The organism is Shewanella psychropiezotolerans (genome assembly GCF_007197555.1).
Lineage (GTDB): Bacteria > Pseudomonadota > Gammaproteobacteria > Enterobacterales > Shewanellaceae > Shewanella > Shewanella psychropiezotolerans.
Map to the genome: position 1 here is coordinate 710,195 of NZ_CP041614.1, position 18,924 is coordinate 729,118.

An 18,924-nucleotide genomic window follows, 5' to 3' on the forward strand; every position below is an offset into this window, starting at 1 on the left:
GGGGAACTCCCTCCGTATTTCGTGTTACATGGTTTTCTCTCCGATATTAAATTCAGGTAGCTCTTTGTCGGCAGCTATTTCTTTGGTGGATCCGCGCTGGCTATCTATTGCTATTTGCTGATGGCGATCTTCTGACTTATTTAGATGATGGTTCACCTCTGACTTATTTATAGCTTGTTCTCGGTTGTTGCTGTTGTTAATAAAATCGTTACTGAGTGATTTGATTGCGCTGGATAAATAACGAGCTTTGGTGGTGATGTTGTCCACGGCTTCATTGACCATTTGTTTTGTGGTTTCTGTTTTATCGAGTCCATCCATTATTATGTTAGGTTCAATAATGGTGACATGCTTGCCACTGTTTTCTAGTTTTGTGGTGATATCTTCTGCAAGCTTGCCAGTCTCTTTGGTGTTATTGGTATCCAGCACCACAATAACGTTATCCCTTAATTCAGTTGGCTTGAATGACTTTACATCATTGTTATTATTAAGTGCGATGATGTCGGCATTGTTTTTATTGTTGGTGTTGATGGATAGGGCGCTTTCAATGCCCACGACCACGATACTGTAGTCGGTGTTATTACCTTTGTTAATGATGGTGCTATTGCCTGATTTAGAACCGATGATGCGCTTGTCTATTTTAAGGTCTGCTTTATTACCGGTGTCTTTATCAAGGTAAGTGATTTCTATCGCCTTGGTTTCATGCTTATCATTGGTGATGTTGGCAATGAGTGCGGGGTAAGTTTGACGTGTTTCAGATGAAAACACGGCTTGGTGATAGCGCAGGTTATCGTGCTGGTTAATATCAATGCCTTGCTGCTTCAAATAAGTCTGTGCAGTGGTATTGGTGAGCGGCTTAGCTTCGTTGAAAACCTGTTTCGCTCTGGCTTCAAATTGGCTTTGTTTAATCGGGATGGTGTTTTTTAATTGTTCGTGGTCTGGGTTTTCGTTGAGGTTATATTGTTCTGGGTCATTCATCATTTTATCGGCTGTTATCAGCGCTGCTTTGAAACTGCACTTTTCTGTGACCATGATGAGGTTAATTAAACTGCCTTTATCGCCGGTCTTCCAGTCTTTGAAATAACCCCGATATTGTCCTGTGGTGGTCAGCTTTAGGTTGCCGTCATTGAAGGCGAGTGAGTCTTTATCTGATTTTTTGTGGTCAGGCTCACCGAGCAGGTGAGTGGCCAAAGATTCGCTGTAAGCGGGGAGTTTAGTGTTGAGATCTGCGGCCAACAGTTTGAGGTCGAGATTGCCGTTGACGTCCTGGTACTTGGGATTGTCTTGTGGCAACGGCTTGTCGTTGAACATGGGCGTGTGCTCTGGGTCGTGCTTGTCCCGGGTCTCGATGGCTGAGACTTTATTGGGGTCATTGTTCACCCAAGAGAGCATCATTCTCTGTGGGTTATCGGTAATGATTTTAACGTGTTTACTGGCACGGGTTATATCGATGTAGGCGCGGCGCACATTGGTGAGTTTGGCGGTGCCTTTGATGGCGGTAATGACATTTTCATAGGTGGCGCCCTGAGCCATGTCTGCGGTGCGAGTGTAGGCGTAATCCCAATGTGCATCTTTCATTTGGGTGGTGGAGAGTGTCAGGGTGTGATGGTCACTGGCGGTCAGGGTCATTTTTTTATCATCGATACTGCTGATGCTGTAGGTTTTATTGCCCTCCATTTCACGGGCGATGTCATTTTTTCGAAGCATGATGGTGTCACCCTGTGCGAGAGGTTGGTCGGTTTTGGCCCACAGGTTGGTGAACTTGTGGCCGTGGTTCTTAGGGAAGAACTGTTTGACTTCACCTGTGTGCATGTTAGTCATGGTGAGCATGTTGTGGCGTTTATCTACATTGGTGATTTCAAAGTAGTTGTCTTTGCTTGTGGTGAGGATGAGCCCTTGTTGGTAGGGCAGCATGGTGGCCAGCTCTTGCTTACTGGCGTGTACACCGCGCAGTCTTTGCACGGTGACTTCATCTTTACTGAGTGTGCCTTGCTCCTGCAAGCCTTGTCTTATTTCATGACTGATATCATCTCGCTCTTTGTTGGTATAGGCGATGATGAGGGTGTTCTCTCGTGCCTTGGGGGTACGGGAGAGGTATTCCAGTGCGACCGTGGCGGGCAGGGCTTCTGCCGCCAATTGTTGGTTCTTTTTACTATCTTGGGTGATCGCTTTGAAAGTGGAGATAAGATTTTGCGTTTGATTATGGTTGTTGGTAATAATCTGCTGTTTATTGGCTGCTTCTTGCTTGGTCTCTGTCTGCTGTCCATTCTGTTTTTGGTCGCTTATATCTTTAAGGGACTGTTCTGGGGTGCTGATCTGATAGTCGGTAAACGGTAACTGTTGCTGGATCTTATCTATGGCGCTTTCGCCTTGGCGGTCGACGATGTTGTGGACGGCGCCCAGTAGGGTGCTGTTCTGTTGTCTCACAATGTCTTTCATGGTGACGGTATCAATGACGCTTTTACACATGGCCAGCTCGAATGGCTTACCTGCTTCTTGCGAAGTAAGCTGGGACTTATCCCCTAAAAAGACAGCGCGAGCGCCGGTGGTTTCAATCAAATGAGTGAACTTGTCCATCTGAGCGTTACTGGTCATGGAACTTTCATCGAGCAAGAATACGGTGTTGGCGTATTGGTCAGGCTTGGTGTCCTGGCTCAGAAAGTGACTGAGCAGTGATTGCACGGTTTGGCTTTGGACGTTCTTGTCTTTGAGTTCATTCACGGCGGCGTGGGTCGGTGCCAGGCCGATGAACTGAGTTTGTTTTGCTGTCGCTCCATTCTCTTTTGGTTCACTTATCAGCTTCTCACTGTGCTTGACCAACTCAATACCCGTTTCCAGCATGGTTGATTTACCTGTGCCGGCTAATCCCTGAATGGCGACGAAACGGTCAGGCGTGGTGGTGATGAGCAGGGTGGCTTCTTTTTGGTCATCGGTGAGTCGGGTATTCTGACTGAGCGAGTGGGTGGCCCTTTCAATGTTGATGAGCGGTTGAAGTTGGTCTTTGCCTGCGGTGAAGCGGTCGAGAATTCTGGTTTCGGTGTCGATGGCCGCTTGGGTGGTCCAGCGGGTGCCGTCATGGTATTCCGCGCTGAGCAGTTGCGGCGTGTTTTTAGCCATAGCACTTTGGGGGTGAGAGTTTTTTTGCGTCATCTGTTCCAGTTTGCTCTCAATTTCCTCTTTGGTGATACTGCTGCTTCTCTCTTCAAACGCATATTGAATCGCGGTAGTGATAAGCGCTTTTTGAGAGAAGGCCGCTTCTTTTTCACTGATGTGATTAATGGCAAAGTTAACCGCGTCGTGCACCAGTCCTTTATTGCGGTGTTGTTCGTTGATGGTACTCAGTGCTGCGCTTACATCTTGGGTTAGCAGGGCATAGGTTTGACTGTTGACGAATTTCTCCGGAGACTGGGCTGCCTGCATTACCCGGTTAATGCTTGAGGGTTTGATTTCGCTTTTTTCTACACGCTCATCAAATTTCTGCGCATTGTCGGTAAACACGTCTATCTGTTTTACGGCTTGGGTGAGGGTATCGTGTAGCCACTCTTTCGAAGCGCTGTAGGCTTTGATATTGATGAGGTGATGCGTGGCCTTGGGGTTACTATTACCGGGTGTTGTGGCATAACCGTGATTGAGCGGGGCATGGTTAAGCATCTGTGTTTTGATGGTATGGAGCTTACCCGCTTCATCTTTGAGTGTGGCGTTGTCTCGGCTCAATGCTGTTACGGTGAAGAATTGTTTCTGCAAGCCGCTGTCATGATGGTTGACCGCCATGCGCAGGCTGTCGCCTTTGGCAATGTGCAGCGTATCCGGTTTTGTGATAGCAAAATTGGCGGCTTTGAATGCGCGGGTGCAGGGGGTGAGAGTGGATGATTTTCCGGTCTCATTGATAACGGACAGGGTATTGTCTGTGCGATTAACCTGACTGATGGTGAAGGTCTGCTTTTGATTGCGGCCATCAATTTTGCTCCACTGAGTCAGTACCATGCCCTTGGTGTATTGGCCCACTACTTCACGTTGTTCATTAGAAAGGAACACCGGGTTAAGGGTGGGAATGTTCAGACCTAAGCGTGACAGCTCACCCGTGGTTTGCAGTTGAGCGCGGATAGCGCTGTTCAGTTGCTTCACATCTTTATGGGTTGAGGCGACCACTTGGGTGGTCTCTTTGTTGTCTATTTTGGCGTAAGCCTGTGCTATAGCTATCACGCGCTCACTGTCTGAGCGTTCATGCAAACGGAGGTCTGTGTCAGCGTGCTTGGTCGTCACCCAATTACTGACACTCACATTGCCTTTTTTCAGTATTTCGATGGCATTACCGGCTTTCATGCCTTGCTTGGCATTGGCGTGATTGAGCAGTATCACCTTACTGTTGCCCGATTTCGCTTTATTGATAAGGGCGCTCAGCTCATCGATACCCAGTTTGTTGGCTTTTTCGACCACGACGATATCGCGGTTGCTCAGATTAGCGTGTTCTCCTTCTTTCAGAAAGTCGCTCAGGGTATGGGTATGCTCAGGTTTAAACTGGTTCTTAATCCATTTCACCACCGTGGTGCCATCACGAAATACCGCCGCCTTACTTTGCTGTTGGCTTTTCACGTCAGGGGTAACAATCTTAATCCGTTGACCACTGGCCTCTCCGACATTCAGCAGCGCCGTGGCCAATTGCTCACTGCTACCAAATACATTTACCAGGTTAATGTGTTTGGTACTGGCAAACAGCTCAGTGACTTTTTTCTGGTTATCGAGGTTAAGCCCTTTGTGTTGCAAAGACTGCTTATCGACCACCTTGCGCATGTGGGCGGTTTTGCCTTTGATGCGCTCAAGTAGGTTTGTTTCTGCGTCTATCTGGGCTTTAGTAGTAAAGGTGGCGCTGTCTTTATCCAGCGGAATGAGTGACCCTTGCTCAATCTGCTTATCCAGGGCCAACTTGATGTCCAGCGCATCGAGCTTGTCCCCACGGGTAAAGTCCAACGTGGCTGATTCGACCAATTTTGCATAATTTAAACGGTTTTGGGTATTGCTGGCATGCGCCACCGCGCGGCTCACCGCCTCGATGGCTGCAGGCTTGAGTGTGGTGTCTTTCGGCGTAGTGTCTCTTTCCATGCTGTCTGCCACAAAGCTGGTTAAGTTAACGCCGCTGTCATTGACCTTACTCTTCCATTGTTCAAACAAGGTCGATTCATCGGTATACACTTTACTCTTGCGAGTATCTTTAGCGGCAACATCCTTTGCGGCTTGGGAGTCCAGTCCCATGGCCTCGGTTTGCTCTTTGATTTGTTGGCTGCGAGTTGAGAAGGTATCAAGCAGGCTTTGCGGCACGCCCTCAATCTCAAATAAGTTATTGCCTATCGAGCGGGTCTGGTATCCCATCCCTTCGACGGCGCGAGCTAACGTGCTTTGATACAAGGAAGTATAATATTTTTGATGGTTATAGACGCGTTCACCGGTGCCATTAATGATCCCGCCTTGTTGTTTAAAGCTGCTGGCCAATGCGCGTAACCGACCACTCTCATCTCGTGTCATGTTGGCAGTGAGCGAATGGGTGTGTAGTTGTGGATCTTCTTCTCGACTGGTTTTATGACGCACCATGGCAAACAGTAAGTTGCCGGTATTTTCAAAAGAGAGTTTGTTGGTGCCTGGATCGGTTTGTTTTGCCTGGGCCGCGTCTTGCTCTATGTGGGTGAGGGCAAATTTGACCGCCTCATCATGGGCGGTCATCAAGCGTTTATCGCCACCCACTAAGGCGAGCAAGCTCACTGATTTGGGCGCCGAGAAAGTAAAGTCAAAGCCGTTGCGGTGGTTTTCACGTTTAACCGCCACGGTTTCGCCATTCAGTTCACCGGCTAATACCTGTGTGAGCTGTTGCTCATCAACGGGTTTACCTAGCATGCCTTCTTGTTCGGCGAGTTTACCGAACCACTGGGTGTTTGGCTCCGCGCTTTGTTCTTTGAGGTAGTAATTGCCTTCACCTTCTTTGGTTGACGACTCTTTTTCCAGTGACGCATCCGGAAGATCCAGGTTCTTTTCTTCGCTGAGGTAATAGCTGGCGGCGCCGCCAGCACTTGCGGCAATAGGGCTGATAGAGAGCATGGATGACTCCTGGGCTGAATGTTGAAGTGTGCAGTGGTTAGTGTCATACTTTTTAAAACTACGCCACTGACTTACTTTGATTGTTTTTATTGAAACCCCGGTGTTTATTCGCGCTGTATGTGAATTGCTAACGGACGACGAATACAGTGATTTGCAACAATTCTTAGCGGCGACGCCCCGTGCTGGAGACGTGATCTAGCATTCTGGTGGCATGCGAAAAGTAAGGTGGAAGCAAACGGGTAAAGGTAAGCGCGGTGGCGTACGGGTGATTTATTATCATATGACGTTGGATCATCAAATTCGTATGCTGCTGATCTACCCCAAAACGACTCAGGATAATTTAACGCCTGAACAAGTGAGACAGCTAAGAGCGATTGTTGAGAGGTGGTAACATGAATAATGAATTGTTTGATTCGCTGCTTGAAAGTGTGCAGCAAATGGATGAGATCACTCGGGGCGAGCGCCGAGCATCCAGAGAGACCGTCGTCGCTGCTGTACAAGTCAAAGCGATACGAGAGCGTACCCATCTGACGCAGCAAAAATTTGCCGAATTGATCGATGTGAATGTGGGAACATTGCGCAACTGGGAGCAAGGTCGCCGCGAACCCACGGGACCGGCTAAGGTTTTGCTCAGAGCCATTGAACGTGATCCTGAGCATGTTATCCCTGCTTTGGCGTAACAGAGGTGAGGTTGAATGATTCCTCAACCTCCTCCGGGCTCAGCCCGAGCGCCTTTAATTCATTTCTGAATTCAATATTTCGTAAAATTTGACAGCGTTTCTTAGCCTCTTTGGAGATCACTTTGTTTACTCGACGCTTAGTGTGATGGATTGTCGTATTAAATTGGGTCATAGACTATCTCCTCAGTGAATGTGCTTTGCTTTATTCAAAATTAATTTCAGCTTCTTCTGAGACGATCTGCTGTTCTTCAAAGTGCAGGGCATCCTCAGTGTGTTGTTCGTTAAGGGCGGTTTGTTTCTTCGCCTCATCCTTCTTTTTCTTGGCCTTATCGTCAGTCGTTTTATCGGGTGCTGGCTCGCTAGTGGATTTGGCCCCTTTGCTTTTGTCTGCGAGGTCTTTTGCGACCACATTGGTTTTTTCAGCCAGCGCGGTCATGCGGATAACTTCGGCTTTACGCTCGTCATCATGTTCATCACCCTCATACATCACGTCATGAAGGGTTTGCAGTGTGGTTTTATCGGGTTTGCCGCCAAAAAACTGCACGGCGCTGTATTGGTGGTAGTTAAGGTTCCACTCAAGCTGTGTCATTTTTTCTGACGGGGTGTATTCACGTTTAATGAAAGGCGGGCACAGTGAACGCATCTTGTTGAAGACCAAATCGATGCGGGTCACGGGGTAGTTGCCAGGCGTGCGTAACCAAAACTGTAAGTCTTCCAGTTGCATAATTTCAGAGGCGGTGACCACCGGGCGGGTGATGGTCTGGTGTCCCAGTGATACGCCGTCCCTGATCTCATTGGCGCCGTAGCTGTATTGCTCTTTGGAGATATCCACTTCCTGCTCGCCCAAATCCTGCGAGGATATTTTGGCCATGTCATTCGACGGGGCGCGGAAAAACAGACGGGTGTTAAGCAGGTCGAACATTTCTTGGGCCGCGTTCTGGCCATACACTTTTTTCAGTTGAGCAAACGACTGAATGCCTATCACATAACAGCCACCGAACTTTCTCACTTCGGCAATGGTTTCTGCCAGCTCAGGCAGTTTATGTAGACTGGGGGCTTCATCCATAATTACCCAAATACGGCGGTCCGGGTTTTCTTCTTGCTCTAAAATGGCGGTAGAGGCGATAGACAGCCACATCGAGATGAGTGGGCGCAAGGAGGCATGTTGTTGGGCGTTACTGGACAGGAACAGAAAGCCCGTTTCATTGTCATCTTTTACCCAGTCGCGTATTGAAAATTTGGGTCTGATGAGGGTGCCATTGTCGTGCCTCTCATCCAGCCCCGCTAAGAAACGCAGGGATTTGATGTACGCGGCCAGTACCGATTTAATCGAAATGGCGGTTTTTTGGATTTTGTCTGAGACGAGGGAGGCTGATTCTGTGCCTTTAAGGTATTCACTTAAGGATTCAAGCTCTGAGGTGAGCATGAGTTCCAGTAAGCGCTCTGTGGTGCGGTCTTTCTCGCTTTCCTGCATCATTTTAAACGCGGTGCTGGAGAAGATGGTGCGGGCCGATTGCACCCAAAACGGATCGCCTTCGCCGTGCTGCGGGATAAGCGCACTGGCCATATTCTCAAAATCTGATGGCTCGGCGGCATCACACCAGACATCCCAACAGGCGCAGCGCTCATCAAATGGATTGAGCAGGACATCGGTATCGGGGTGATAGAACTTACTGACAAAGGTACAGCCTTTATCATAGATAACCGCTTTATCGCCTCTTGCTCTTATCCAGGTTAATAACTTGCGCAGCGCCACTGACTTCCCCGCGCCGGTGGTGCCATCAATGAGCAGGTGCTGCACTTCAAATCCTAGTTTGAAAATACGCCGTCCATCAAGGGTAAAGTCCGATTGGTTAGCGTGCTTTTTGAGTTGTTTGGCCAATTCTTTGGGGGAGGCTTTTTGCATGCCGCGAATAAAGTGCTCTTCGGTTTGCTCATCGCCCTTTTTCTTGAATATCCACATGATTGAGATAAGCCCCCCAGCCCTATCAAGGCGCTGATGAGGAAGTAAATCTGGGTCCACAGCATGAAGCGGGCATTGGCGGCGATCAGTGTCGGGTTACGCAATTGCTCGCCGAGCGTGCTGGTGTACACCCGGCCTTGCCATTGTGTTTGCACCACATGGCTGTCCGGTTTCATCAAGCTCACCGTCTGGCTAATCCAGTAATGATATGTGCCCAAAAGGGTTTCTTTGTCCATGAACACGTAACACAGCAGCGCAGTCAGCAATAACACTCCATAACAGGTCCAGCGAATAAGCACCGCGTTAACCTGAATGAACATCCGCAGGTTATGAAATAATATCTGTCCCCCGCGGGTGTAGTGACTGCGCTTGGCACGTTTGGGTGTCATGTGCATTCCTTACAGCTTCTCTAATTCAGATGCTTTGTTTCTTTTGCGTTTTTCACTCTCAATGGTTTGGTACTCCTTAACGTATTCATTGGTTATGTAGCTAAGAATGGCTATATCCGAAAGGTGAGGCGCGACGAGTTCTATGACTGCATTTTCGTGTTTGTAAAAAGCGTGTTTATTACCAAAGAAGGGGATGTTTCTTTGCTCTGTTAATGTGTATTTTCTGCTGAGGATCTGGTTGAGTGCCTCAAACCTTGATTGTCTAAATTCAATCTTAATAAAAGACAGCGTTAAATCAGTATCGAAAATGGCAAATGCATTTCTCGCTCCTTCTATGCCAAGTTGATTTACCGGTATTGAGTAGATGTTTCCGTTGATTAACTGGTTTACTCCTGTGAGTTTTGCGCGATATATTTTTTTCAGTTCTGTCTCGGTAGTTTTGCCGAGTGTTAAGCCAAACGCCGTCGTATCCGCGACAGCAGAAAAGCTTAATAAAAACAGTGACAATAACGTGCTGATCATGACTTTCATGATGTTGTTTCCCGTTAATTAACAGTTTGCCATTGTGTTCGGACCACATGGCTGTCTGGCTTCATCAAGCTCACAGTCTGGTTAACCCAGTAATGCGTCGCTCTCCAAAGCGTCTCTTTGTCCATGAACACGTAACACAGCAGCGCAGTCAGCAATATCACCCCATAACAGGTCCAGCGAATAAGCACCGCGTTAACCTGAATGAACATCCGCAGGTTATGAAATAATATCTGTCCACCACGGGTGTAGTGACTGCGCTTGGCGCGTTTGGGTGTCATGTGCATTGCTTACAGCTTCTCTAATTCAGATGCTTTGGCTCTTTTGCGTTTATCATTCTCAAAGGTTTGGACTTGCTTAACGTATTCATTGGTTATGTAGCCAAGAGTGGCAGTATTCGAAAGGTGAGGCGCGATGAGTTCTATGACTGCATTTTCGTGGTTGTAAAAAGCGTGTTTATTACCAACGAAGGGGATGCGTTGCTCTGTTAATGTGTATTTGCTACTAAGGATCTGGTTGAGTGCCTTAAACCTTGATTGTCTAAATTCAATCCTAATATAATTCAGTGTTAAATCAGTATCGAAACTGGCAAATGCATTTCTCGCTCCTTCTATGTCAAGTTGGTTTACCGGTATTGAGTAGGTGTTTCCGGTGGTGTACTCGTTTACTCCAGTGAATTTTGCGTGATATATTTTTTTAAGTTCTGTCTCGGTAGTTTTGCCGAGTGTTAAGCCAAACGCCGTCGTATCTGCGAAAGCAGAAAAGCTTAATAGATACAGTGACAATAGTGTGCTGATCATGATTTTCATGTTGTCGTTTCCCGTTAATTAAAAGTTATTCACTTCATTACGTTTTTTGAATCAGGGTTTAAGGAGTTGGCATGACGCAAGGTGTCATCCATTGATTGTGGCTTTATGAGTGCGTGTTTAGCCTCTGCGTCGGCGCGCGCTTGTTCCTTGTCGATGGTGGGGACGTGTGAGGGGGGTGCTGGCGCTCTTCCTTCAACACGTCGTCTCGTATCTCTTGAACGCCTTGGGATGCAAGGCCTTCAATTCGGGTTTTCTCATCTGGCTGATACAGGTTTTCAGAGGTGCGGCCGGCGTTGTTATTGGCCCCCTGATGAGTTTCTGGCGGCAGATAATTATGGGTTTGCTGCTTGCGCTCATCGATTGCATCCGCATACTCTTGTTTGGCTCTGACGATGTCCTCGTGGTTCTGTGGTAGCTCATGGTTTTTGTACTGCTCTGCCATGGCTTTCACTTCGTCGCTGTTGCCAAAGCTTTCCAGTAGTTCACTGCGTATACCTGCGTGCTCAGGGGTGGTGCCTTTGATGATGTCCTGGTAATCGTCAAACCCCTCCTTTTCACGACTTTCCTTTGCAAACTCCACAAAGTTTTGAGTCAGATCATGGCCGATATTAAGTGAGCTGCTTTCAACGCGATTGGCGGCCTCGGTGTAACTTTGGGCTTCGGCAAGTTGCGCTTGCTGGGTTTGGGCATGGGTGGTGGCATCACTGAGGCTTTGCAGGAAGGTTTCACTTTTCCCGTCAGTTTTACTGTGGGTGTCACTGGCTTGCTCACCGCTACTAAAGGACTTAATCGTGTTGATGTTTCTGGTGAATTGGTCCAGATAACTTTTTTGTTTACTCATCATTTCACTGTCACTGAGGCGCGTGCTATTGGATTCATCGGTAGAGCCCTTTACGCCTGCACTGGCTGATACTGAGACGCCAGAACCAAGCAATCCTTTGAATGGTGTGCCTGCTTTTATACCGGCTTCACCGGCGACATAGAGGCCGGTTAACTCACTTAATGCCTGCTCTTTTGATACTCTGAAATCATCAGAGTAAGATTTGACGGTGTTGCTCATGTCAGAGAAGCCCTTGTTGTGGCTGCTACTGTCACCGACGGCGCTTTGGCTGCCGTAGCTGCTGGTCTGGTTAGTGGCACTCATCTGGCTGAGTGCAGAGCTGTTGGCCGTTGCCATACTTTGGCCCAGAGATTCACCGGATAGCTGGCTGGCAGTGGTGCTGTCCGAAGCCGATTGTGACAGTGAGTGGGATATCACCTCATTGCCACTGACATTGACTGGAAGCGCATTACTGAGCGCGCCACTGCCGCTAATGACCTGCTTGCCGCTATCAAAGGTGGTGGTGCTGTAGCCGTCGCTGTCTTGCTGGGTGAAGCCATGAGTTCGGCTCAGTCCGGCGGTATCGAGTTTATTACCGTGGGTGTTGTTATAGCTGTAGTTATCGACCTGGGCGTTACCTAAGTTGATGTCGCCGCTGGCGGCACTGGCTGAGGTACGGGCGTTGACGCTGTTCATCATGCCGGCAAACTGGTGGGACATGCTGCTCATGACCGCCGCGCCGCCTTTCATTATTAGTGGCACAATGAGAAGGGGCACGCTCATCATCAAAAAGCCGGTCATGGCCGCGTAACGTGAGTGCATCTCTTGCAGCGCATCGACATTGCTTAAGGTAATGCCGTGGTAGATATCGGCGATACCGGTGGCGTTGAGTGACAATCGGGTGGTCATGATGAAGTTGATGAGGGCAAACATAACAGGCCAGGTGCCGAGATAGATAAAGCCCTTGATGTAGTTACCCAGTACCAGAAAGGTAAACTGGGGGATCATCGCGATAGCCGCCACCAAAAACGCCACGGAGCTAAACAGCAAAAACAAAATGGATTGCAACATGGGTAAGAACTCTCTGGCTTGCAGTGCCATGCCCGCCCACATGGAGGTGGTTTGCATCTTGTTTTGGGTGTACGCATAGTTAAAGGCCGCCGCGGTGTTATTGCTGACGGCGGCATTATCGGCCAGGCCATTACGCAGGGCGTTAATGGTCATGTTCTGTAAGGTGATTTGGGCAGCACTTTTGCTGATGTTGGCGTAGCGCTGATAGCCGTTGGCGAGACTGCGGTTTAAAAATGCCTGCTGGCTGGTGGCTTTATGCCCATAAATCCAACTGCCGAGCAGGTTAAGGTTGGCGGCGCTATCCGCTTCAAACAGGCGCTTGAGCCTGGGTAAGGCATCTTTACAGACGGGATAATCATCATAGCCCATCTGTATCGCGCGCAGCGGAGAGGGGGAGTGCGAGGCTAAAAAGTCCCAAATGTCAGGCGCATTGGCCAGCGCCTGCCAGGTGTATTTGCCATTGAGTAAGATGTCCCCCCTGATGCAACTGCTCATGTAGTGCTGCCAGTACCCTTTGAGCTGTGATTGTTGTAACTCACTTTGACGCGACAGGCGGTACAGCTTGGCGCCAAACATCATGCCGGTTTTACTGTACTGCTCATCATTAGGCGTATGGAAAATGTCTTCCACGGTTTGGGTGGCAGCGTGCATGTAGTGTGACGACCATGACGCTGGGTAGGCCACGATAGCGGGCACATTATCGACACGATAATGACCGGTGGGATCGGCTAAATCGGTGATTTGCACGGCGGTGGTGGTATTAATGGCAAAGAGCGGCACCGCAAAGAAGACCGCGGCCCACTTGATGATGTCGTTATGGTCACGCTTGATGAAAAACCGAAAGGCGGTCGCGACTATCGCAAACAAGGCGCAGATACTCATCATGCTGGCAAAACTATCAGACTGAAACAACACGGCTATGGCGTTCATGACTTGTGCGGCCACGTCCCCGTTGCTGTAAGTAAAGATCTCAACGGCCATGGTTAGTGCTCTCCAAAGGTTAAGTTGCTTTTCGCTTTCGCACTCATGGCGCCGGTGATTTGCTTTCTTATGTGTTGGTTCTGCATGATGAACTGGTGGGCGGCAATGGCTTCGCTTTGCGCTTTGGCGGTCAGGCCATCCAAAAAGCGGTTCGCATGAATAATGTCTCTCTCAATACGGTCGATGTCTTTGGGATCATTATTGGTGGCAGTGATGGACGTTTTGACAATGGAGAGCATATTTTGCAGGTACAAGGTAATAAACTGCACGCTGATGACTTTGGCGTATGTGTGGGTTTGAGGCGCGAGTCCAGCTTCAAGCTCGGTGCGCAACAAGGTCATCACCGGTAAGCTGGTGTATTCCAGCAGCGACTTGTCGTTATCAGTGAGCGAGATATCATTTTGCATCTTACTGGCCAGCTCCCTGAGCAAGGTTTCAACGCGGTATTGCAGGCCTTTATTGGGGGAGATCGTGGTTGTTGTTTGGCTCGGTGCCAGGCATTGATCTATGGCGTGGTTGCTGCATCGGTATATCTGGGCTTCACCGCCTGCCAACAGACTGTTAATTAAGTTGTTGTTATGGGTCAGCAGTGAGCCATACCTCCTCGCATTCCCGCTAGCGTCATAGATATACGTGCCGGAAATGGACATGAGAAACTCGGCCAAGGTCGGATCATTAGCAAGAAAGCTGTTTTTTAACATCGCCGACCAGACGATATTGACACTGTGACGCACCATGTCTTTCAGTGCCGGGTCATTTTTGGCATTCGCCAGCTGGTTATTGGCCTGGCCTCCGGCGCCGCATGCCTGTTGACCGGCGACCCAATCGGCAAACGCATTGTTTTGCGTGCCCATGGTGGCGCAAATGTATTTTTGACTGCCCGCCCCGGCAAAGCCTGCCAGCGCTGAGACGCCAGCTTGCGCCGCTTCGCAGGAGTTGATGGATTGATTCAGGTACTTATCCGCAATGGCGGTTAAGGTGTCCTTGATTTGTTTTATCTGTGGCGCCCAGGTTTGCAGGGCTAAGTCCACGGCAAAGGGCACAGCATTGGCAATAATGGCTTTACCTTGCTGCACCAGTGCATCTGAGTTGATGTGACTGAAGCCGCCCATGAACATATCGATGCCGCCACAGCCTGCGGCCACACTGGGCATCTGCACACTGACAAGCTGGGCATCCCGAATGTGACTGCGCACAAATAGGTTCCCGCCACTGTAGTAGTTCGCGCTCTGGCCTTTAAACGCAGCCGGGTGGGTGACATTCGCGCCATAGCCTAAGTGGTTGAAAAAATCATTGAGTGAGCCTGACACGCCTGCAGCATGAGCCATGGGCGTGAACAGTAGCGACAGGGCGATAGCGCCTGAGAGCAGGACGTCCTTCATCTCGAGTAAACGCGTCATGTTGAGCGCCCCTTGTACTGCCTAACGCTGGTTGTGGCCTGAACTGTGGTTTTACTAAGGACGTCACCTTTGACCATGACGTGGCGAGAGAGTAAGCCGCTCATCAGGCGGAGCACACACTTGAAAACAGTCATCATCAGAAATACGTTGCTGACGAGATTGAGATCCGCCAGCGTCGGTAAAGGGGGATAAATCGCTGTGAATGTTTTCATCTCTGTCTCCTATTGCATGCTGGCAATGACTATTGGGTCATTGAGTGAGTTGAGGTAACTGTGCTGCAACTGTGCCTGGCTGACGTCGCCCACCGTCAGGCGTACAAATTTGCGGGTATTGACGTTAATCAAAAATGACGCAGGCACGGTGACATCGCGTGGATGTTCAAAGAAGGTGCTGGCGATATCAGGTGTGATCGGAATGGGCACCTCAAAGCCTGGAATACCTTGATTGTCGAGCGAGAACGCATAGGTGTAAGTGCCCGTCTGCGCTGCCAGTTGTTGCAGTTTTGGGGCAAACGAGTGGCAATAGGGGCAATCTGAGCGAAAGAAGAACACCAAGGCATAATCATGCGGGTTTGCCGCTGATGAGAGCGCGCCAGTCGAGGGGAATGGCTGTGTGTGATCCGCCAATGCCGGGCGACTCAATGGCAGTAGCAGCCAGACCATCAACAAGGTGATCATCAATAGTGTGGTGCGGCGGCGCCGCGTGTCCATCCGTCGTGTCATCATGTCATTCCTCGTGCTCGTCAACATTGAGGGAACCAGGTGGTTAACTCGGGTTAAAAGTCGGGGGCAAAATCGGTTGCCACATTGAGAAAACGGCCCAGTAAGTCTGCTTGTGAGATAAAGCCGTAAGCCAGTGGCTTCATCTCGCCAGTGCCGGGATTCACCAGCACCAGCGCGGGGCTAAAGGGCACCGTAAGATGCTGCTGGTTTTGCCTTGTGTGGTGAATACTGTCCAGCGCTTGCCCATCCAGGGTGACGCCTAGCAGGTCAATGCCGTGCTGGTCGGCGAATTGCTGCACACTCGGGGCGAGGGCTTTATCGATGGCCTCACGGCCTTTATAGACAAAGAATAATCCCCAGCCAGCCTGTGCTAAGCGGCGCACCGCGCGGACTTTTTGACTGCGCTGCAATAATAGATAGGGGCGTCTGGCGGCTTGCTCCGTCGGATGGTTCTTGGTGTAAGACAGGGCGGGGTTAGCCAGCAGCACCTTTTTAAATGTCATGCCGTACAAGGAAGATTGCTCTGCGACGTATTGATTAAGCCGCATGGATTTCTCTACCTTGTTGGCATTGGTCGGGTTAATGACCGCATCATTGAGCGTGTCATCAAAGTATCTTTTAAACGATCGCAGCTGCTCCGTGGGACTGAGCGTGCGGGTGACTGTTACACTGGGCGCTGTCCGCTCTTGCTGCTTAGGTGGTGTGATGACGGTCTTGGGTTCGTTATACCAGCGCCAGCCTGCGGCCTCACTGGCGTAGGCCGCACGCGTCAACGAAGACAGCATCACCATTACAACCGCCATCACTACAGCAATAACGACAGCGGCAGCCACCACCATGAATGAGTACGTCAGGCCGCGAACAGCACAGGCCTGACAGGCTCGATAATGCGCAAGGGATAATGTGAACAATCCAACGCTCATGAGTCTCCTCCGACGGTCCGCTGGAGTCGTCGCTTGATCTCATCGGTGTTCGGCAGGGCCATACCGTCATGTAAGTCCTCATAGAAATCAGAAAAGTCCATGCGGCTCATGTCGATGTGTTGTAATTGATTGGGGGTGAATGCGCGGCAATCAGGATGTTTGGCACTGCCAAAATTGAGCCCTAATTGGGCCTTACCTTCCTCTTGCACTATGCGGGCGAGCTTGCTGCTGAAAGCACAGTAGGATTTCTTTTTGCGGATACACAGGCCTAAGACTCTTTCAGCGCAGTATTGACCCAAACTTATGGTGAGCTTGCCCTCTTTGGCGTGGCCTAATGCTTTCTCTTCTTCGCTGCAGGAGGTGATGCCAATGTCATTACCCCAACCACTGTCCTGGCAGCAATTGCTTAAACCGATGGCTTTTATTGAACAGCGCATGATGTCACCCTTGAAGATAATGGCGCTGTTCTCATTGATATTAGCCTTATCTTTAACGTCTTGGCCCGCTTCGCCCATTGCGGCTAACCCAGCAGCTGCGCGATTAAAATCCGGGCTTTGCGTGGCAGAGGGATCGTAATAATCGCCACTTAATGCAAAGGAGTCCTCGCCACACACTAAGCCCACGTCCTGGCAACGTCGGGTTTCACACAGGCGTCGTTGTCGTTTTTCGATGCACACGCCGGCTAATTGGGTTTTACAGTTTGATGATTGGAGCTGGCACTCACTCAAGGCAGCGCAGGTGTTGGCCGTGTTGCACTGATAGGTGAGTTGTTCATCCCAGCAATCGAGTGTGACAGCAATGCCATTGAGCATGCGGGTATCTGGCCCCTCAACACACTGTTGACTCACTTGCTGGCACACTGGGAGAAGGGAGCCACAACTGTTCCGGTAGCCGATCTCCATCTTGACCTCTGTCGTCACAATAGTGACGGGCAGGTTGCCCACAGGGAGATAAAGCGCGTACCCGGATGACCCCAGTATCGTGCCAACATTGAGGGTTAACCTTGATGAGGTTTCACCTTGATAATTAAAGGTGCTGTTGATGCTGGAAGGACATTGCCCGTTCCGGGCGCATTCGCCACTTCTGCGCTGCACCGGGGCTCGACCGAGTAAGCTGCCATTGAGGGTCAACTCAAGATAAAGCGGGTGAGCAAAGCTGGTAAAATTGCCACTGACACGCACCGATGTGACCGAAGCGGTTTGTGCTGGTAACGCTATGGAGAATGGCGGTCTGCCCGATAAGGTAAATGTATGACGCTTTTGCTGACTCGATGAGCTTTTAAGATACGGGGTGATATGGCACTGCACGGGGTTGTGGGTGGGGACGGTGCAAGTGCGAGTTTGTGTGCTTAGATCACAGCGCAAGCCCTTGTCACAATCGTGATACTTGGATGAAATGCCGTGACTGATATTGTAAGCATCATTCTGGTAACCGATGGCGGCGTGATAGGCCGGATCATTTTCATCAATGGTCGGACGACCTTTGTTGAACGAGGCTGTCACCGCTTGAGATTGAGCATTACTGCTCGCCTCGCCCCGAGAGGCTGCACGTAACGCCGATGCATTATTAAGGTAACGAGATGGCGCTGGATTGGCGACGCCACGTTGACAGGCGGCGTCCTTACACAGTGCATTCACATCAAAATCAGTGAAACCCGGTTTATGCTGGTTGTGGTTGATGCTGTCTTTGGCCCACTGCACTTGATTGCGATAGTCAGTTTCGGTATTGGTATTCGTGGCCATCAGCGGCAATGATGCCACCAGGCTCATCAGTAACAGTAAGGATCTCATGGAGACCTCCTGGTTAATTCGCGGCGAGACAATGCATTCGCTGCCACATCAGCCACGCTGCCGTGCTGGCTGAGTAATGTCAGGGCGTCATAGAGCGATACGTTGCCGTAGAGCACATCAAAATCATCAGCGAAGCAGGGCTGCTTGGCCTGACATTTCCCGGGCTTGATGGCCACAAAGGCAGGCACCTGGGTAATACCAAATTGGCTAAACCACAGCGGGTTTATTGCAAAGCCACTGTTAATGGCTTGGCCCTGATAATTTATCAGGCCATTCATCTGCTTGAGGGTGGCGGTAAAGCCTTGTGGCTGTAGGCCACGTATGATGATGGGCACCTGCAAATCGGCGCTTTGCATCAGCAGTTGAGTGAGAGAAGTGCGGGGAAGCGACAAGGAGGCAAACACCATGATGCCTGTCGCATCGGCGGCGGGATTGGCTTGTCTGGCCTTATCTAATATCGGTGACAGCGCCGTGTGTAGCGCACGCTTGGTGTCGGCTTCAAAGGCGCGGGCTTTTTCCATGAGGCCGAATGTGTCTATGCCCATTACCGGTGCCGCTTGAGGTTGCGCCGTGAGGGTCGGTGAAAGCCAGCAGCTCAAGGCTATCAATCCTATCGCCATCAATGGATTGATTTGTTTAAATATTGACCACTTATCCACAGGAAATGTGGATAAGTGGTGAGTCATCGTGGCTCGCCTGGCTTGAGTCTGTTTTATCCCAGCCTGTTTCATTTCTCTCGGTTTCATTGGCTTCCCCTCATCATC

At 49.9% G+C, this 18,924-nt stretch carries 16 protein-coding genes; 2 read left to right on the forward strand and 14 right to left on the reverse strand.

The features are described 5' to 3' along the window. Positions 1 to 24: 24 nt before the first annotated feature. Positions 25 to 6,084 (reverse strand): conjugative transfer relaxase/helicase TraI, encoded by a 6,060-nt coding sequence (gene traI, locus FM037_RS03160; protein WP_144044815.1) that lies wholly within the window; start codon positions 6,082 to 6,084, stop codon positions 25 to 27. A gap of 211 nt (positions 6,085 to 6,295) precedes the next feature. Here traI and FM037_RS29050 point away from each other — a divergent pair, with 211 nt between their 5' ends. After that, positions 6,296 to 6,475: a type II toxin-antitoxin system RelE/ParE family toxin gene (locus FM037_RS29050; protein ID WP_229381065.1), complete on the forward strand. Its 180-nt coding sequence runs from the start codon at positions 6,296 to 6,298 to the stop codon at positions 6,473 to 6,475. A 1-nt stretch (position 6,476) separates the two neighbouring features. Continuing rightward, positions 6,477 to 6,764 carry a NadS family protein gene (nadS, locus tag FM037_RS03170; RefSeq protein ID WP_144044816.1) on the forward strand — a complete coding sequence of 96 codons (288 nt, stop codon included), beginning with the start codon at positions 6,477 to 6,479 and terminating at the stop codon, positions 6,762 to 6,764. Here the strand turns inward: nadS and FM037_RS03175 are convergent. The 13 genes from FM037_RS03175 to trbC all read right to left on the reverse strand — a co-directional run bounded on the left by FM037_RS03175 (position 6,745) and on the right by trbC (position 18,906). Beyond that, a complete protein-coding gene (locus tag FM037_RS03175; RefSeq protein WP_144044817.1) occupies positions 6,745 to 6,936 on the reverse strand; it encodes a hypothetical protein in 192 nt (63 codons plus the stop codon). The genes nadS and FM037_RS03175 overlap by 20 nt on opposite strands. A gap of 30 nt (positions 6,937 to 6,966) precedes the next feature. Then, positions 6,967 to 8,679 carry a type IV conjugative transfer system coupling protein TraD gene (gene traD, locus FM037_RS03180; protein ID WP_229381212.1) on the reverse strand — a complete coding sequence of 571 codons (1,713 nt, stop codon included), beginning with the start codon at positions 8,677 to 8,679 and terminating at the stop codon, positions 6,967 to 6,969. Further along, complete coding sequence (locus FM037_RS29055; RefSeq protein WP_229381066.1) at positions 8,574 to 9,116, reverse strand: TraD N-terminal domain-containing protein; 543 nt, start codon at positions 9,114 to 9,116, stop codon at positions 8,574 to 8,576. The genes traD and FM037_RS29055 overlap by 106 nt, the downstream gene beginning before the upstream one ends. 9 nt (positions 9,117 to 9,125) lie before the next feature. Next, on the reverse strand, positions 9,126 to 9,647 hold the full coding sequence (locus FM037_RS03185) for a hypothetical protein (protein WP_144044818.1): 522 nt from the start codon (positions 9,645 to 9,647) through the stop codon (positions 9,126 to 9,128). Positions 9,648 to 9,661: 14 nt separating this feature from the next. Continuing rightward, on the reverse strand, positions 9,662 to 9,925 hold the full coding sequence (locus FM037_RS03190) for a TraD N-terminal domain-containing protein (protein WP_229381067.1): 264 nt from the start codon (positions 9,923 to 9,925) through the stop codon (positions 9,662 to 9,664). A 9-nt stretch (positions 9,926 to 9,934) separates the two neighbouring features. Continuing rightward, positions 9,935 to 10,453, reverse strand: coding sequence for a hypothetical protein (locus FM037_RS03195; protein WP_144044820.1), 519 nt, complete (start codon positions 10,451 to 10,453; stop codon positions 9,935 to 9,937). A gap of 103 nt (positions 10,454 to 10,556) precedes the next feature. Continuing rightward, on the reverse strand, positions 10,557 to 13,325 hold the full coding sequence (gene traG, locus FM037_RS03200) for a conjugal transfer mating-pair stabilization protein TraG (protein ID WP_229381068.1): 2,769 nt from the start codon (positions 13,323 to 13,325) through the stop codon (positions 10,557 to 10,559). Positions 13,326 to 13,327: 2 nt separating this feature from the next. Continuing rightward, on the reverse strand, positions 13,328 to 14,725 hold the full coding sequence (locus FM037_RS03205; RefSeq protein ID WP_144044821.1) for a conjugal transfer protein TraH: 1,398 nt from the start codon (positions 14,723 to 14,725) through the stop codon (positions 13,328 to 13,330). Next, positions 14,722 to 14,937 (reverse strand): hypothetical protein, encoded by a 216-nt coding sequence (locus FM037_RS03210; protein WP_144044822.1) that lies wholly within the window; start codon positions 14,935 to 14,937, stop codon positions 14,722 to 14,724. The genes FM037_RS03205 and FM037_RS03210 overlap by 4 nt, the downstream gene beginning before the upstream one ends. A 9-nt stretch (positions 14,938 to 14,946) precedes the next feature. Further along, on the reverse strand, positions 14,947 to 15,450 hold the full coding sequence (gene trbB, locus FM037_RS03215; RefSeq protein WP_229381069.1) for a type-F conjugative transfer system pilin assembly thiol-disulfide isomerase TrbB: 504 nt from the start codon (positions 15,448 to 15,450) through the stop codon (positions 14,947 to 14,949). Positions 15,451 to 15,500: 50 nt separating this feature from the next. Beyond that, complete coding sequence (traF, locus tag FM037_RS03220) at positions 15,501 to 16,370, reverse strand: type-F conjugative transfer system pilin assembly protein TraF (protein WP_144044823.1); 870 nt, start codon at positions 16,368 to 16,370, stop codon at positions 15,501 to 15,503. Beyond that, entirely contained in the window at positions 16,367 to 18,160 is a 1,794-nt protein-coding gene (traN, locus tag FM037_RS03225; RefSeq protein ID WP_144044824.1) for a type-F conjugative transfer system mating-pair stabilization protein TraN, read from the reverse strand. The genes traF and traN overlap by 4 nt, the downstream gene beginning before the upstream one ends. Beyond that, positions 18,157 to 18,906 carry a type-F conjugative transfer system pilin assembly protein TrbC gene (gene trbC / locus FM037_RS03230; RefSeq protein WP_144044825.1) on the reverse strand — a complete coding sequence of 250 codons (750 nt, stop codon included), beginning with the start codon at positions 18,904 to 18,906 and terminating at the stop codon, positions 18,157 to 18,159. The genes traN and trbC overlap by 4 nt, the downstream gene beginning before the upstream one ends. Between the last annotated feature and the right edge of the window lie 18 nt (positions 18,907 to 18,924).